This is a genomic window from Aliivibrio fischeri (assembly GCA_038993745.2).
Taxonomy (GTDB): domain Bacteria; phylum Pseudomonadota; class Gammaproteobacteria; order Enterobacterales; family Vibrionaceae; genus Aliivibrio; species Aliivibrio fischeri_B.
Map to the genome: position 1 here is coordinate 304474 of CP160630.1, position 16287 is coordinate 320760.

Sequence of the window (16287 nt, forward strand, 5' to 3'; positions counted from 1 at the left end):
AACCTAAGAGAAGGAAACTGAAAAACTAAAAGGATTATTAATATTATTGTTGTTATAACAGCAAGCATATCAAGAAAGAAACTTCATTATCAATAAATAAACCAAAATCAACCATGAATGTTTTCTATTGTTACGATAAAAAAAGCAAATCATTTAACCTTTTGATTTAAAAGGAGTTGTTTTTGTTGTGGTAATATTAAGAATAATTATTCTCACTTATTGTCAGTTTACACAAAAATTATCAATATAATTATCGAGGAAAAGAATTACATGCTGGTTTTTGGTGAGGATTATTATTTCAATAAAATAATAAAAATATAAAGATGTGTATGAGGTATTAAGATAAATGAAAATGGCACTTATATTATGATTTAGTATGAGATGAAAATATAAGTACCATTATTAATTTAATTAAAGGTTGGTTTTATTCATCAATATCATCTGCATAGCCTTTTGGTGGTGGAGTCCAAGCTCGTTCAGATTGATTGTGTTTATCTGAACGATCCTTACTCATTGCGTGTTTAATCGTTCCTTCTAATTCAATGAAAAGCTTACGGTAGTTATTATCAAAACGTTCACCTTCAGAATCGTCTAACCATGCTTGATAAAGTTTATCTGAACTTTGATTTTCTACTTTTTTGTAGGCTATTTTTTGTTGCTCTACATGAAACGGGTGTTGTCCTAGATTGCGCATGGCTTCAGCACCCATTTCAAGTGCTGAGCGGGTGGTTTCTGATTCAATGAAATCAGCACCAGCACAACGAAGCATATATGAGTGGCCTCTATCAAAAGCACGTGCGAGTATTTTTACTTTTGGATACGTGTGCTTGACGTATTTAACCAGTTCTATACTGCTTTCTTGATTATCAATAGCCACAACAAGCATGGCAGCGTGCTCAATTCCTGCTGTGTGAAGTAAATCAGGACGAGTTGCATCGCCAAAGTAACTTTTGGTATTTACTTTTCTTAAAGAATCGACTTGATCTGCTTGATGATCGAGTACAACAGTATTTACATGATTAGATACTAAGAAACGGTTGACGACTTGGCCGAACCGACCGCCACCAGCAATAATTACCGTGCCTTTTTCTTCAATTGTGTCACTTTCTCTTTCATTTGATTGTTGTTCAAATTTAGGCAGAATTACTTTATCAAATAAGATAAATAAACCTGGGGTAAAGAACATAGAAAGAGCAACAACCAATGACAATGGTTGAGCGACTTCTTGTGGTAATACATGGTTTTGAACGGTAAAACTTAATAAAACAAACCCAAATTCCCCTGCTTGCGCTAGGCTAAGCGTAAATAACCAACGGTTACTGTTTTTGATCTTAAAGATCAGAGCTAATATATATAAAACAGCTGCTTTTAGTACCATGACACCGATTGTTAAACCGATGATTAGGAAGAAATCATTAAATAGGATGCCAAAATCGATCCCTGCACCTACGGTAATGAAGAATAATCCCAATAAAAGCCCTTTAAATGGATCTATGTTGGATTCAAGTTCATGTCTAAATTCTGAGTTTGCCAAAACAACACCAGCAAGGAAAGTACCTAGAGCTGGAGATAGGTCGACTAAACTCATTAAGGCTGCAATACCAATAACAAGCATGAGTGCTGTTGCTGTGAATATTTCTCTAAGTCCAGAGCTTGCTACAAAGCGAAATAGAGGGCGACTTAAATAATGACCGCCAACGACAACTAATGCGATGGATGCGGTAATCACTAGTCCATATGCCCAACCAGGAAGGCCTGCAACGAGGGTTAATTCTTCATGATGCTCAGCAGCGGTTGCGGCTGCCAATTGCGCTTTTGCTACTAATTCAGGTAAAGCTAATAGTGGAATAAAAGCTAGCATTGGGATCACAGCAATATCTTGAAAAAGTAATACCGAGAAAGCATTTTGGCCGCCTTCTGTTTTGGCCAATCCTTTTTCATTGAATGTTTGCAATACTATCGCTGTGGATGATAGGGCAAAGATTAGGCCAATGGTCAGTGCAATAGTCCATGATTGGCCGAAGAACATAGCAAGCCCCATTACGACCGCAGTAGTGCCGACAACTTGCAGTCCTCCTAATCCCATGAGACGGTTACGCATATTCCATAGCATTTTAGGTTCAAGTTCTAAACCGACAAGAAATAGCATCATAACAACGCCAAATTCGGCAAAATGTTGAATAGTCGTTGTTTCTTCGCCAACAAGGCCAATGATTGGTCCTATAACCACCCCAGCAATTAAATAGCCAAGAACAGAACCAAGTCCTAGACGTTTAGCGATTGGTACAGCAATAACAGCAGCAACAAGGTAGATAAAAGCTTGTAAAAAATATCCAGTCATAATGCTTTTATTCCTTAATAAATTTATCGAATGAGTGGTTTAGTTTGGGTAAAGTTTTTGCTACCTCAGTATCAACACGATTTTCAATTAATGCGGACAGTAAGACTTTAAAGCGCTCAGTATGTCTTTCAATTCGGTCATCTTCTAACGCGGTTCTAGCGCCAAATAGCACTAATGGAGCGATATACTCCATATGAGTTAGTGAGGCCATCTGTTCAAGCGGATGTAGGAGCTCACGGATAGTGAATTGATTATATCCATTGGTTTGATAAGCCTCTTCCTTACCTCCAGCTGTGATAGCACATAGAAAGGTTTTTCCTTTTAGTGCATTACCGTCTGTACCATAAGCAAAACCGTACTCTAAAACCATATCTTGCCACTCTTTTAAAATAGCTGGGGTTGAGTACCAATAAAGCGGAAATTGAAAGATAATAACATCATGATCTAAAAGTTGTTTTTGTTCTTTATCGATATCAATATTGAATTTTGGATAATCATGGTACAAATCGACAACAGTGACATGCTCAATTTTTTTAGCTTGTTTAATTAATGCCACATTAACTTCAGAGCGGTGTTGAGAAGGATGAGCGAATAAAATCAGTACTTTTTTAGCCGGGCTTGTCATAAAACCTCTTTATATTATTTAAGTTATTGTATTTATGTTTACATGATAGCAAGAAAATATAATAGAAATGTTTTTCAGCTTGTAAATTTTGCATAAATTATAACAATTAGGGTGTTTAATGTACGTGAGGCGTAGATGATAGGTTAATTATCGCAATGCCAATACTGATAAATCCAATACCTAACCAAATTTTATTGTCTAAATGTTGATGATAAAATGCACTTGAAATCAGCGTTACCGCAATGATTGCTAATCCCGCCCATGATGCGTGAGCAATTCCTACAGGTAATGTCTTCATTGCTTGACTAAGAAAATAAAAAGCACCTAGATGACCAGTAATTACAATGACATTTGGTATTAGGTGTGAAAGACCATCGGTTGCTTTAAGTGCAACGTGTGAAAATGCTTCTGAAGCAACTGCAAGAAGAAGAAAAAGCCATCCCATTTTATTAATTCCTATTTAGCGGTGTTGGTAAGTAGGTGTAGTATAGTTATTTCAAATTTAATGATAATAGCTAATAGAATTAATTACTTTTACGTGAGTGTAATAATAGGTGGATTGAAGAGGAGTCGGCTCAATATTAATGATATTGAGCCTAATTTTTAGAAGAAGTTAATTGAGCGACGACCACTCTCAGGATCAACGGTGGTTGGTTGATCTTGTTTTTGTTTTTTCTTCTTAGTTTTTTTGGTCTTTGGAGCTGAATACTCAGATTCGATTTGAGCTGGTTGAGGATTTTCTTCAATTTCAGGTAGCTCACCAACAGGAGTGTCACAAATTACAACGTAGTATTCTTCATTGAATTCAATGACATCGCCATCATACATTTTTCGACGTTTACGTTGTTCTAGTTCACCATTAACGCCAACATAGCCTTCGCCAATAACATGTTTAGCTTCACCGCCACCACTAACAACGTTAGCAATTTTTAGGACTTTATATAGCTCGATAGGTTGAACATTCACTTCAACACCAATGGCTTCAACTTCAAATTCTTCTTGATCTGACATGAGGATCTCTATGATTAGCAATTACACATATTGTAACTGAGAGCGTAAGTGTCGCCTAGGGCTATTTTCAGAAGAGTCAGGACTTAGTAAAGTAAAAACGGTGCTGTATTATTAGCACCGTTTTATTAAGAGTTAATCAACTATTTCAACATCTGTTTTAGGAACAGAGCAACAAGCCAGTATCATTCCTGCCTCTTTTAATTTTTGATTAAGAGCTGGGGAATCTTCTTGCTCAACCTCTCCTGATTCTAATGTTACTCGACAAGCACCACATAAACCGGCACGACAGCTGTTATTTATGCTTAATCCTGCCTCTTCGACTTGCATAAGAAGCGGTTGCTCCGTATTACCCGTGAATAAGTGACCATTTAAGCTGATAGTGACTTCTTCTGGAGTATCAGATTTTTCACTTGTGTGTGGGGTTGCTTTTTTCTCTTGTGTTTCAGAACTAGAATCAAGGTAAAACTCTTTTTCTTTACTTTCTAACACCTCAATCTTATCACCTAGCTTAATTGTGCCTTCATTTTTGGCAATGAGGTTTTGCCCAAAATACACATTGCCACTCTCATCTGCTCGGAAAGTTGAGAACGTTTTTAACGGTTCTTTGTTTGGGTGATATTGTGCTGTTCTTGGATTTACTGTTGTTAAAATGCAACGTTGGCAAGGTTTAACTATTTCAAATTCTACTTCACCAATGCGAATACGCTTCAAGAATCTTCAATAAAAGGCTCATCGCCGGAAATAACTAAATTTGTGCGAAATTGCGACATTGTATGGTGACTAGTACTGCGCTTATTTAGCTCTGCAAGAGAGGCTTCGCTAATGACAAGCAATGGATAACCATCGGCAAAGCTCACGTTTGTTTGGATTTTTTCACGGATACGATTTGATTGTTCACCAGTATAAAGTAATTGTGCATCTGTTGATAAAATGGAAGAGAACCATTGATTAGCTTCTTGATTCGTTGAGTAGGCAGAAAAAGAGTCATTCCATACTTTTGCTTCTGTTTGTTTCATCTCTAATTCATTGAAAGTGAGATGCAGATCAATTAATCCTGGATAACAAAGAATTAGACCATCAGGTTCAATGATCGCACTAATTTTAACCATTTGAGGATGAGTGCGAGCGGTGATCATTTTGCCATTAGGGTCGGTAACCATAAAGCGACGGTCACACTGTAATCCTTGCTTTTCAACATAAGCGCTAGATTGAGATACACCAGCAATTGATTTAACAGGGAAAATATTAATTTGAGATAAAGTTGAAATTGTTTTGCTCACAATGATGTCCGTATTATATGTGTTATGGAAATAAGGAGTGTACCAAAAGTACTTGAGATACACTCTTTAATGATTAAGTCATTTGGAAAGAAGTAAAATTAACGGTAGTTATAAAGTCTTTCTCTGTTTGTTCTATGGTGAATGCCCAGTTCATTCTTTCACAAATACGTTCAACAATAACTAGGCCGCAACCATATCCTGCATTATAGGTATCATTACCATCGTGGCAGTTGGTAATGCAAAGTTGGTTGTTATTAAGCTCTATTTGAATGTCTCCCACACTGTAACTGAAAGCATTCTTGATTAAGTTATTTATAACAACGGTAATGAAGCTACTAGGAGCAAGACAAGGCTCTCCTTCAATAATTGAAAGCTGTGCTCCCATCTCTTGTTTTGCGAATAAAGGCTGTAAGTGATTGAGCTGGGTTTTTAGAATCTCTTCAATTTTATAATGATGAAAATGATGCGCTTCAATGTCTTGTTTACCTAAAAGTAAAAAGGTTTCTGTAAGCAGTGTCATCTCTTCACTTGCTTGATGTAAGCGATTAATCGCTTTTAAAGCAACGTTTGGTTGATTTGGTACTTTTGCTAATAAATCAGCAGACCCTTGGATTACCATTATTGGTGTTCTCAATTCATGGGAAGCAAAGCGACTGAATTCTTTTTCTCGGGTAAAGAATTGAGCGATGTGATGCTTACTCTTTAATAAAGAACGTTCAATTTCTTGAGTTTCTTGGTACTTAGTATCAATAGTAAAATCAGGGTGCTCAGGAGACATTAAATCCACTTTATGCTGAATATGGCGAAGTGGGACCGAGATACTACGAACAAAGTAAATACCATATAAGATCATTAAAATGGTTGAAAAAGTGCCTAAAAATAAAGTTAATGTGTGTAGATTGGCCTCATACTCATCTAAATAATCATCCGCATCGTCTTGAAAAAGAATATAAAGCAATCCTTCTCCAGAGGGATGTGGTGTGACAATAAAGTGCTTATCTTCCGTACCTAAAAGTTGTTCATACAAGCCTGCTTTTTTATAGTTATTCAACCAAAGAGGATGTTCTCTTTCGCTCCAGTAAGTTGAAAACTCATCTTCATTAGGCAACGGCGTATCATCGCCTAATTGAGCGTATTTCTTGATGTATTGGTTTGCTTCTGTATCTAGCCAGTGATGCAAACTAATGATTTCTAATTGATCTTCTGCAATATAAATTACAGCCCAGAATAATCCGAACATCAAAAAAGTGAGGATGCCAAATGTCCAACGGATCTTTTTAAAAAAACTCGGTTGTTGGGAGCTTTTATTTAAGTCGGTAGCCTTTTCCATGAATGGTCTCTAGTCTTGGAATATCAAAATCTTTATCAATGGCGTTTCTAATCGTGTATAAATGACTTCTTAGAGCATCACTTGATGGCGATTCATCACCCCAAACATGTTCAATTACATCATTTTTACTGACGATATCTGGTGCTTTTTTCATTAATAACGCAATGATTTTTAATTGTATCGGCGCTAATTTAATGAGTTTTTGTTGGCGATATAACGTGCCAGCCTTTACATCCATTTCCATGTCTTCAAAGGTCAGTTTACCTATATCTGTTCTTCTGCCTCGTTTAGATAAAGCTAATAAGCGTACGTGAAGTTCTTCCATAGCAAACGGTTTAACTAAATAGTCATCACCACCTACTTCAAAAGCATGAATCTTATCTTCTAATGTATCTTTAGCGGTTAAAAATAGAATAGGAGTACTACAAGCATAATCATTACGCAGAGCCTCAACGGTACTGATACCGTCGAGTTTAGGCATCATGATATCCATAATAATAACGTCAAAGCTCTCTTCTTTTAATATCTCAATGGCGGCTGCACCGTGATAAGCACAGTCAATGTCAATTCCAACAAGCTCTAAATAATCAGCAATCGTTTCTGCTACATGATGATTATCTTCAACAATTAATACTTTCATCTTCTTCTTCACGAATCCTTCACACTCTATACGCTATTTTACCCTCATAAATTGCATTAAATATAATAATTAGGTTAAAAAATGAAGAAAGTTGCTGTTTTATTATTAGGAAGTATGGTTTTAACGGGTTGTGGCTCTGATGAATCAAGTGATAGCCACGCATCAAGTACTTATATGGGAGAGATTGAGTCTGTTAATGCTCATGCTGATTCAATGACGGTTAATGCTATGGCGTTAAGTTTGTCTAATGCTCGAATTGAGTTGAATGGTCATTATGTTGATTCCACAGAACTTGAGCCAGGTATGCAAGTTGATGTTGAATATGATGATGGTATTGCATATGAAGTTGATATTGATCCTGAAATTGTAGGTATCGCGACTCTGGTTACTGAATCTGAAATTACTGTCAATGGTCAAGTTTTTGAACATGCAAATATCGCTAAAGATCTAGTTGGTACTAATTCGAATCGAGTGATGTTATTTGGTTACATTGATCAAACAGGTAAATGGGTGATTAATGCAATTCATAAAGCGAATTTCTTACCGGCAGAAGATTTATACGAAGGTAAAATTACTTCTATTGATAAAGCGAGTTCGCATTTTAATATTGGAACAATGAAAGTTGATTATTCAAATGCTGGTATGGATCATGAAGATTTAGCTGAATTAAAAGTTAACGCTTGGGTTGAAGTTGAAGGGCAATTTAGCACTGATTTTAAAGCTTATGATGTCGATGTCGAAGATGATTTAGATTTAGCAAATGCAGAAGTAGAAGGTTACGTTACAGCATTAAATCATGATAAAACATTAATGACGCTAAACGGAAAAACTGATGTTGTTATTACTGAAAACACTCGTTTTGAAGATGGCATTAAAGATGAATTGAAAGTTGGCTCTCGAGTTGATGTTGATTTGATAAATAATGCTGGTCAACTGCAAGCTTCAGAAATTGAATTTGATTAATTTGTGAAAATATAGAAAACCACTGACTTTCATGAGTCAGTGGTTTTTTGTTTTTATGGGTAATATAAAAAATAAGTCATCATTAATGGTTAATTAGCGTTACTATTTAGTTAGATATTGATGAGTATAAAGAAGGAAACACAATGGCTGGGTTAAGTTTATTAACACTATTAGACGATATCGCTTCAGTTCTTGATGATGTGGCATTGATGTCCAAAGTTGCCGCAAAGAAAACAGCAGGTGTTTTAGGGGATGATTTAGCGCTTAATGCACAGCAAGTTTCGGGAGTTAGAGCTGAGCGTGAGATCCCTGTTGTATGGGGCGTAGCAAAAGGCTCGTTCAGAAATAAATGTATTTTAGTTCCTGCTGCGTTATTAATTAGCTCTATTGCTCCTTGGTTAATTACACCATTATTATTAATTGGCGGTTTATTTTTGTGCTTTGAAGGGGCAGAAAAAGTTCATGAGAAGTTTTTTGAACATCATGACGCGCAAAAGGAACATAAGAAAGAGAAAGAAACGAACCCAGAAGATATTGCCGATTATGAACAAAAGAAAATTAAAGGAGCGGTTCGTACTGACTTTATTCTTTCAGCTGAAATTATTGTGATTGCATTAGGTACAGTGCAAGGGCATCCATTTTTAACACAAGTATTGGTCATGAGTTTAATTGCGGTATTAATGACGATTGGTGTTTATGGCTTAGTTGCAGGTATTGTCAAAATGGATGATCTTGGGTTTTACTTACAACGAAAAAGTGAAGGTAAAGGCGTTATTGGTTCTATTGGTAATGGGTTAGTAGCAATGGCACCTAAGCTTATGAAATTACTGACGGTTGTTGGTACCATTGCTATGTTTTTAGTCGGTGGTGGTATTGTGGTACATAGCCTTCCATTTGTTCATCATGCACTAGAAAGTGTGACGAATCTGCTTCCTTCTATTCCTTATGTGTCTGCAACATATCCAACGATTGGGAATGGATTTATTGGATTATTTAGTGGTTTTCTTTTGCTCTTTATTATGGCTATGTATCAAAAGTAAAATCAAAATAATACTATTGATTGTCTGTAAATTTAATAGCGATGGCTTCGGCGTTACCGCGTTCGAAGCCTGTATTACCTCCTCCTTTTAAGCCCCAAGTACCTTCTTTTGATGCTCTAACAATAATGGCATCAGCACCCAACTTTTCAGCTTCATCTTGTAGCTTTGCAACCATCCCTTCGTTACTTCTATCGTGAAAAATTGTTTGGCCAGTTTGGGTATTAATGATCCCGAGTTCAGTGTAGGTTCTCTCTGTTGGAGGACTATAAAAAACTTCTACAGGATGGGTATTCACGGCATTTTGATTGGTTACAGTTGTCGTCTTTGCACAACCAAAAAGGAATAGGCTTGAAATGATAACGAGAGATTTAATAAAAAATGATTTCATGATTTGCCTCTATTCATCTTAAAAAGAAAGTTAGCCGATGCTCGATCACCGGCTGTTTAAGTGATTTACGTTAATTTATGCTAATTAGTGTTTATGTGTTGTTTCATAAAGCTTAGCATCGATTTCTTTTCCTTTTTTTGGACGAGGAACTATTTCAAATTTTTCATCAGCGTTAGTGAGTGAATCTGTTAGCTTTTTCAATACAGATTTATCACCTTCAATGATCGCTTGTCCATTTTCAAGTAATGATTTTAAAGTTGCTTTTTGTAGTAAAATACTTGAGATATCACCTTGGTTTATAATTAATGATGCATCGGCTTTCATCTTTTTATCAGTTAAGATGTTATTTAAATTACCGTTAGACATTTCTACAAAATAGGTTTCTTTGCTATCAGGAATAACAAGGTTTAACGTAAATGGAGTGTGCTGCGCTTTTAAAGAATCAACACGAACCGCTAAATAATCTAATAAGTTTTCAATGGTCATGTTAGCAAGGACATCTGGTGATGCAGTTTTTGGAGCTCCAGGTAAAGTGCCGACACGTAATTCTTGCGCTCCAGTTAGGTAAATGTTTCTCCATCCTGCGCCTTCTGCTTGATAACCTAATTGTTCGTAAGTATCTGCAAGTAGTCTACGAGCATCTGTATTATCTGGTTCAGCTTGGATAACTTTGTTTAAGACTGTTGCAACAAAACGGTACTCACCTTTGGTAAAATCGGTGGTTGCTTTTTTAACAATCACATCGCTGCCTCCCATATATTCAACAAATTTCGCTGATTCAGGTTTTACTGGTAATGGGTTTAAATTTGCCGGGTTCATATCAAAATAGCCTAAATACATATTATATACAGCTCGTGCGTTATGAGAGTATGTGCCGTGATAACCATTGGTGTGCCATGTCTTTTGAATGCTCTCAGGCATCACCGTATAGATTTCATCCCCCATATCTTGTAAAACAACACCGTTGTTAGCTAGACGTAGAGTTTGATTATGAGTAAAGCCATAAGCATCACGCTGCATTTTTAAGTAATCAGAAATTTCATCTGTTCCCCAAACTGGTGCCGAGTGTGATGCAAAAAGTACATCAGTATCTGATCCCCAAGTAATCAGCATTTCATTAATTTTTTTGGACCATTTCAGTCCATCGCGCACTTTTGCTCCACGAAGCGTATAAAGGTTATGCATACCTTGATAGGTAAGTTCACCTGTCCATAATGCTTTTAGGCTTGGGATATAAGTGACCATTTCAGATGCGGCTTCTGTACCAGAGGCATCCATAAATTGCATTTCTAACCCATCAATGACTAGAGTTTCAATTTCTTCATTATGGTTTAACTCGTAATCAGGTAGCACATAGGTAATTGCCCCTTTCGATAACCCTTTAGCTAATGCCGCATCAACAATACCATGTTCATGACGGTTTAATGTTGCACCATATTGATAAGCGGTTCTGCGAGACATGGCATTACCTGCTAATACGTTTTCATCAACAATTTCTTTTGTGATGAATTTTGACCCGTATACTTTTACATCAGGAAATGCTTCTTTTATTGCTGCTGAACCACCAAAATGATCGGCATGAGAATGAGAGTAGATCATTGCAACAACAGGTAAATCACCACCTTCTGGCACATTTTCTTGAAAGAATTTTAGTGACTGACTTGCAGACTCTTTAGTTAACAATACATCGTAGGCGATCCAACCATTTTCACTACGTATAAAAGAAATTGATGCTAAATCGGTGCCACGAACTTGGTATATTTTTCCTGGAATGACCTCATATAAACCTTCTGCTGCTTGGTTTAAAACAGCTTGTCGCCATAATGATGGGTTAACAGAATCAGGCGCATTATCTGCGTTAGCAACTGATGGATCTATAAAGTTAAAACTATTACGGATGATGTCGCCCGTTTGCTTGTCAAATGAAGCAATCAAGCCTTTGTTGTTATTTTCAAAAGCACGTGTATCTGAAAAATTTAGTGTTTTAGCGAATGCTTTATTTTTTTCTATTGTTGTTTTTGTTGCTGGTTTACCGCCTTGATTTCCTATGTCGCTAAAATGTTCATGGTTATGTTCGGCTGCAATAGAACCTAAAGAGATAGAAGATATTAATATCGCTAAAATTGTCTTTTTCATAAATTCACCAATTTAAATAAACTATAAATTATTTATCAATTACAAATTTTGTGAGGTCACTTTAGTAAGTTAATCCTCAGTGTTGATAGGAATATTAAAGAAATTGATACATTTAAAAAGAGAGAACACGCTATACTGACTATTTATAATATAAATGTAATGATGTGCTATTTAAGTTCAATTAATGGAGTTGATGATGTCAAAACAAAAAGATTTTGATATGAATCTATTACGGGTTTTTGTGTCCGTATGCCAAACAGGTTCATTTACTAAAGCATCAGAAGAGCTAGATTTAACTCAATCTTCTGTAAGTAATGCTATTCGTCGTTTAAAAAAGCGTTAGGGAACGAACTATTTACGAGGTCTGGGCGTGGTATCGAGATGACAGCTTTCGGAAAGCACTTTTTTGAAGCTGTGGAGCCATCAGTTATGTCTTTAGTTAATACCATTGGTCGAGACGATAGGTTTGAGCCTTTGACGTCGTCACGAAATTTTATTGTGTATGCTTTAGAGTCTGTATTACCCCGTTTGCAAATACGTTTAAGAGAGTTATTAAAGGGGAGTAATATTACAGTGACGTTAAAGGAGCTTCCTAGCAATGAAGAAGAAACATTTGATGCCTTGATGCGTGAAAAAGTGGATTTGGTGCTTGATGTAATGAAACCACATCAATCTTCTCTAAAAAGTGTGATTGTTTCTGAGGATGCCGCTTGTTGTATCGTACGTATTGGGCACCCTAGAATATTTGGAGAAATTACTCATGAACAGTATTTTAATGAGGATCATGCATTTCTAAATATGCGACGAGTAAAACAAACCATTACAGAGTTTTTAGCTAAAGAGGTATTACCTAAAAGAACAATGGGGAGCGAACATACGTCCATGCTTGGAATGATGGCTTGTGTTGCTCAATCTGATTTTGTTGGTGTTAACTCTGTTCGATTAGTTTCGCAATATAAAGAACAATTTAAATTGCAAATGTTGCCATTACCTTTTTCAACACGTACAACCTCAATTCATATGATTTGGTCTATAAAGTCACAAAGTAATAGTGCAAATCAATGGCTGCGAGAATTGATCATCGCAGCCGAAAGAGATTAATCGCTTTAACTTAAGGAACCAACCAAGCGGTTGCTTTTGATTTAGATAGAAGCCAACTTAATAGTAATGCACCAGAACCACTAAGAATAATCCAAACAGGAATAACCCATAAAGGATGGCCTGTATACCAACCATAATTTTTCATTGGCCATAAGAAGATAGGGTGGAGTAAGTAAATACCTAAACTGTATTTACTGATGAATCCAATGATAGTCTGAGATTTATCAGAGAGTGATTCTCCAAAGTATCTGCATACATAAAAAAGCATTGCAGCAGCGGCAACGGTATTAATGGTTTTGTAAGAAAGCCATCGCCCTACTGTATATTCGCCTAGCGCTACACTTTGGTTTATTACCATGAAAACGGTTGTGATAAGAGCAAAGGCACCTAAGCTGATAGCAATAGTTAGATTCCTCTTGCTCAGGTTAATGCGTTGATAAAGTGTATAACCAAGCAGTAGATAACCACTATATAACCAAATTTCCATACTCCAAATACCTTCGAATTTAATTAGATAGAAACAGGTTGTTAGCAACCAAATTCCGAGCAAAGAAAAAAGAACAGTATCATCTAATTTCTGCACTAAGACTCTTAGAAAAGGAATAATAAAATAGAGTGGTATAAAGTAATAAAAGAAACCTAAGTGGTAGTACGTATATTCAAAAGGTAAGTCTATAAGTACTGATTTAGCTGAGTTGAAGTCGTAACCTTGGGCTGTTAATCCTGAAAATAACGCATAGAAAACTGACCAAAAAAGAAAGGGTATTAATACTTTCCCTAGACGCTTTTTTATATAATAAGATGGATTAAATTCTCGCTGGTCACTCAGCATTAAAGCCCCTGTTATCATGATAAAAACAGGAACAGCCCAACGACTTAGTCCGTTTATGGTAACAGCGCTTGCCCATTGATCAAAAGGAATTACATTCAACTCATTACGATATGGGGCTAAGACATGAATGGCTACAACGGCAATTGCAGCTATGCACCTTAGTAAATCAAAAAAGAAGACTCTTCCCATAATATTCCATCCTAATTTAGTGAATTTTTAGTGTAGCAAATAGATAATCAGTTTTATGTATTAGCTCAAGTATTGTCTCTTTATAACGCAATCCTCTTTAACTGATGTCCTAGAATTGTAAGTTACATAAAAAATGTTAACACAAACGTAAATTAACTAATGTAACTGGGATTGCTTAATAAACAACAATTTTATGATGTATTATTAACATTGGCTATTAAATAATTATTTAAGGAGTGAATATGAAAATTGTTGCAGGAGCACTGATTGCACTTTTTGCGTGTTCAATAAGCGCAGAAGAAGATTCTGATTATACTATTAGCCCATATATTGTTGGTGGTAGTGATGCTAACGTTGCTGATTATGCGTTTATGGCATCCTTAATGTACGAGTATGATAATCAACCTGGTACTATTTACCCGTTTTGTGGTGGCTCTGTCTTGGATAGTATGCATATTTTAACCGCAGCGCATTGTGTCTATGATGTTCCTAATTTTACTGTTGGTGATATGAAAGTGGTTATTGAAGCAAATGATGGCCAAGATATGTTGTCTGCCGACAAAGTTCCCGTTGAGAAAATTTATTATCCAAGTGATTATGATGATGATTCATTATTAAATGATGTTGCTGTTTTAAAACTGAGTCGCCCATTAACTAATTATACGTCGGGACATGTTGCAGAATTAGGGGATTTAGCTGAACAAGGATACCGTACTGCTGATACAGATTTTACTATTGTCGGCTATGGGCGCTTAGGCTCTAATCAAGCAAATTCAAACGTAGATTTCTTATCAGCTACAGTGAAATATGTTGATCCAGCTGCGTGCGATATTTGGTCTAATTTTACGACTTCAAACAAACAAGTATGTACAACCGGAAGCTCACTTGGGAACGGACTAGTAACGGCTACTTGCCAAGGAGACTCGGGCGGACCATTGGTTTGGGACAATAATGGAGTTAAAACTCAAATAGGTATCGTTAGTTTTGGTCCTGGTGTGTGCGGTGATGAAGCTTTAGTAGCACAGTCAGTGTTTACTGATGTAAGCCAATATAAGTCATGGATACGACAAGCACAAAATGGAGAAATAGCTCCAACTATTACAGCAAGCAGCGGTGGTGGATCGGGTGGTTCAATCTCTTTTGCTAGCTTTGTTAGTCTCGTTGCATTTGGTTTGTACCGACGAAGAAAAACGAGCTTTTAATGTTGGAATAAATAGAAAAGGCATAGTATTCGACTATGCCTTTTTAGTATTAAGAATGCTTATATGTATTGAAGAACAAGACGATTCCAAACTCTCTTTTGATGTTCAAATTGCATTTTTATTTGTTTATGTTGGACATTTAAAAGTGCTAATTCATATTTTTTCGATAACGTGTCTTTTTTATTCTCGATTAACTGCTTTTTTGAATCGTAGTATTCAGCCATCCTTTCAATTAATGCGTCATACTCAGCTTCTAAATGCTCTTTAATTGCATGGTAATTATGTAATGTAGCAATTTTACTTTCTGCTTTTTTACGTAACATGAGCGCTTTGGCTTTTCTATTTTTGCTTGTGGACTAACACGAAGTTTATGAGCTAGGCCTAGCAATGAGCAGGTTTTAATAAACCATTTTGTTGGATCATATTGCCACCAGTAAATTCCATTTCGGTAGTCATTTTCAAAAATGTGGTGGTAATTATGATAGCCTTCACCAAAAGTGAAAATAGCTAAAAATCCGTTATCTCGAGCTGTATTTTTTTCTGTATAAGGTTGAGATCCCCAGATGTGAGCTAATGAGTTAATAAAGAACGTTGTGTGATGACTTAATGTTAGACGAACAGCTCCTACCATTAATAGCATGCCTATGATATCGCCATAGATAACGCCTAATAATAGAGGTACGCTAATATTCATTATAAGCGCTAAGACAATATAGTGTTTGTGTTGCCACATGAGGATATTGTCTTTTTGTAAATCTCGACAGTTGCCATAATCGTCATAGGTAGCTGGTTTATAATGACGTAGCATCCAACCAATATGAGAGAACCAAAAACCACGCTTAGCTGAGTAGGGGTCTTTGTCATTATCATCAACATGACGATGATGAATACGATGATCAGATGACCAATGAAGTGCGCTATTTTGTAATGCAAAAGCCCCACCTAGAGCAAAAATGAAACGTAATGCTGGATGGGCGTTATATGCTTTGTGCGACCATAAACGGTGATAACCAGCAGTTATGGATAGGTTACAGAAGCTAAAAGTTAAAAGTAACCAGATCCAATGTTCACTGCCTAGTGGATTGTAATAAGCATAAATAGGGGTCGCAACAAATGCGAGTAGGAAGCTAGATGTAAAAATAAATACATTTAGCCAAATAATTGATGGTTTGGTTCCTTGATTCATTTTGTAATATCCATTTAAGCGTA

At 36.3% G+C, this 16287-nt stretch carries 14 protein-coding genes and 2 pseudogenes; 5 read left to right on the forward strand and 11 right to left on the reverse strand.

Going from position 1 to position 16287, the window contains the following annotated elements:
• Nucleotides 1–424: 424 nt before the first annotated feature.
• From AAFX60_015390 to AAFX60_015420, 7 genes and pseudogenes are all read right to left on the reverse strand, one after another.
• Complete coding sequence (locus tag AAFX60_015390; GenBank protein XDF79798.1) at nucleotides 425–2341, reverse strand: monovalent cation:proton antiporter-2 (CPA2) family protein; 1917 nt, start codon at nucleotides 2339–2341, stop codon at nucleotides 425–427.
• 7 nt (nucleotides 2342–2348) lie between these two features.
• Nucleotides 2349–2966 (reverse strand): NAD(P)H-dependent oxidoreductase, encoded by a 618-nt coding sequence (locus AAFX60_015395; GenBank protein ID XDF79799.1) that lies wholly within the window; start codon nucleotides 2964–2966, stop codon nucleotides 2349–2351.
• Nucleotides 2967–3081: 115 nt separating this feature from the next.
• Nucleotides 3082–3411, reverse strand: coding sequence for a multidrug efflux SMR transporter (locus tag AAFX60_015400; GenBank protein XDF79800.1), 330 nt, complete (start codon nucleotides 3409–3411; stop codon nucleotides 3082–3084).
• A gap of 158 nt (nucleotides 3412–3569) precedes the next feature.
• Nucleotides 3570–3977, reverse strand: coding sequence for an RNA-binding S4 domain-containing protein (locus tag AAFX60_015405; GenBank protein ID XDF79801.1), 408 nt, complete (start codon nucleotides 3975–3977; stop codon nucleotides 3570–3572).
• Between the two features lie 132 nt (nucleotides 3978–4109).
• Nucleotides 4110–5257, reverse strand: a pseudogene (locus AAFX60_015410) (YcbX family protein).
• 73 nt (nucleotides 5258–5330) lie between these two features.
• Nucleotides 5331–6587: a HAMP domain-containing sensor histidine kinase gene (locus AAFX60_015415; protein ID XDF79802.1), complete on the reverse strand. Its 1257-nt coding sequence runs from the start codon at nucleotides 6585–6587 to the stop codon at nucleotides 5331–5333.
• Nucleotides 6562–7227 carry a response regulator transcription factor gene (locus tag AAFX60_015420; protein XDF79803.1) on the reverse strand — a complete coding sequence of 222 codons (666 nt, stop codon included), beginning with the start codon at nucleotides 7225–7227 and terminating at the stop codon, nucleotides 6562–6564. The genes AAFX60_015415 and AAFX60_015420 overlap by 26 nt, the downstream gene beginning before the upstream one ends.
• Before the next feature lie 81 nt (nucleotides 7228–7308).
• Here AAFX60_015420 and AAFX60_015425 point away from each other — a divergent pair, with 81 nt between their 5' ends.
• Nucleotides 7309–8190 carry a DUF5666 domain-containing protein gene (locus AAFX60_015425; protein ID XDF79804.1) on the forward strand — a complete coding sequence of 294 codons (882 nt, stop codon included), beginning with the start codon at nucleotides 7309–7311 and terminating at the stop codon, nucleotides 8188–8190.
• 143 nt (nucleotides 8191–8333) lie between these two features.
• Nucleotides 8334–9230, forward strand: a complete 897-nt coding sequence (locus AAFX60_015430; GenBank protein ID XDF79805.1) for a DUF808 domain-containing protein — start codon at nucleotides 8334–8336, stop codon at nucleotides 9228–9230.
• Nucleotides 9231–9243: 13 nt separating this feature from the next.
• Here the strand turns inward: AAFX60_015430 and AAFX60_015435 are convergent, their stop codons facing one another.
• Both AAFX60_015435 and AAFX60_015440 read right to left on the reverse strand, forming a co-directional pair.
• Nucleotides 9244–9618, reverse strand: a complete 375-nt coding sequence (locus AAFX60_015435) for a hypothetical protein (GenBank protein XDF79806.1) — start codon at nucleotides 9616–9618, stop codon at nucleotides 9244–9246.
• A gap of 84 nt (nucleotides 9619–9702) precedes the next feature.
• The gene (locus AAFX60_015440; GenBank protein ID XDF79807.1) at nucleotides 9703–11754 is read right to left on the reverse strand and encodes an alkyl sulfatase dimerization domain-containing protein; all 2052 of its coding nucleotides are present in this window, start codon (nucleotides 11752–11754) and stop codon (nucleotides 9703–9705) included.
• Nucleotides 11755–11950: 196 nt separating this feature from the next.
• Here AAFX60_015440 and AAFX60_015445 point away from each other — a divergent pair, with 196 nt between their 5' ends.
• Together AAFX60_015445 and AAFX60_015450 are read left to right on the forward strand one after the other, a co-directional pair.
• On the forward strand, nucleotides 11951–12097 hold the full coding sequence (locus AAFX60_015445) for a LysR family transcriptional regulator (protein XDF79808.1): 147 nt from the start codon (nucleotides 11951–11953) through the stop codon (nucleotides 12095–12097).
• Nucleotides 12098–12183: 86 nt separating this feature from the next.
• Nucleotides 12184–12855 (forward strand): LysR substrate-binding domain-containing protein, encoded by a 672-nt coding sequence (locus AAFX60_015450; GenBank protein ID XDF79809.1) that lies wholly within the window; start codon nucleotides 12184–12186, stop codon nucleotides 12853–12855.
• Between the two features lie 10 nt (nucleotides 12856–12865).
• Here the strand turns inward: AAFX60_015450 and AAFX60_015455 are convergent, their stop codons facing one another.
• A complete protein-coding gene (locus AAFX60_015455; GenBank protein XDF80184.1) occupies nucleotides 12866–13879 on the reverse strand; it encodes an acyltransferase in 1014 nt (337 codons plus the stop codon).
• 239 nt (nucleotides 13880–14118) lie between these two features.
• On the opposite strand from AAFX60_015455, the gene AAFX60_015460 reads away from it, so the two are divergent.
• Nucleotides 14119–15078 carry a serine protease gene (locus tag AAFX60_015460; protein ID XDF79810.1) on the forward strand — a complete coding sequence of 320 codons (960 nt, stop codon included), beginning with the start codon at nucleotides 14119–14121 and terminating at the stop codon, nucleotides 15076–15078.
• Between the two features lie 59 nt (nucleotides 15079–15137).
• Here AAFX60_015460 and AAFX60_015465 read toward each other — a convergent pair.
• Nucleotides 15138–16264: pseudogene (locus AAFX60_015465) on the reverse strand (fatty acid desaturase).
• Between the last annotated feature and the right edge of the window lie 23 nt (nucleotides 16265–16287).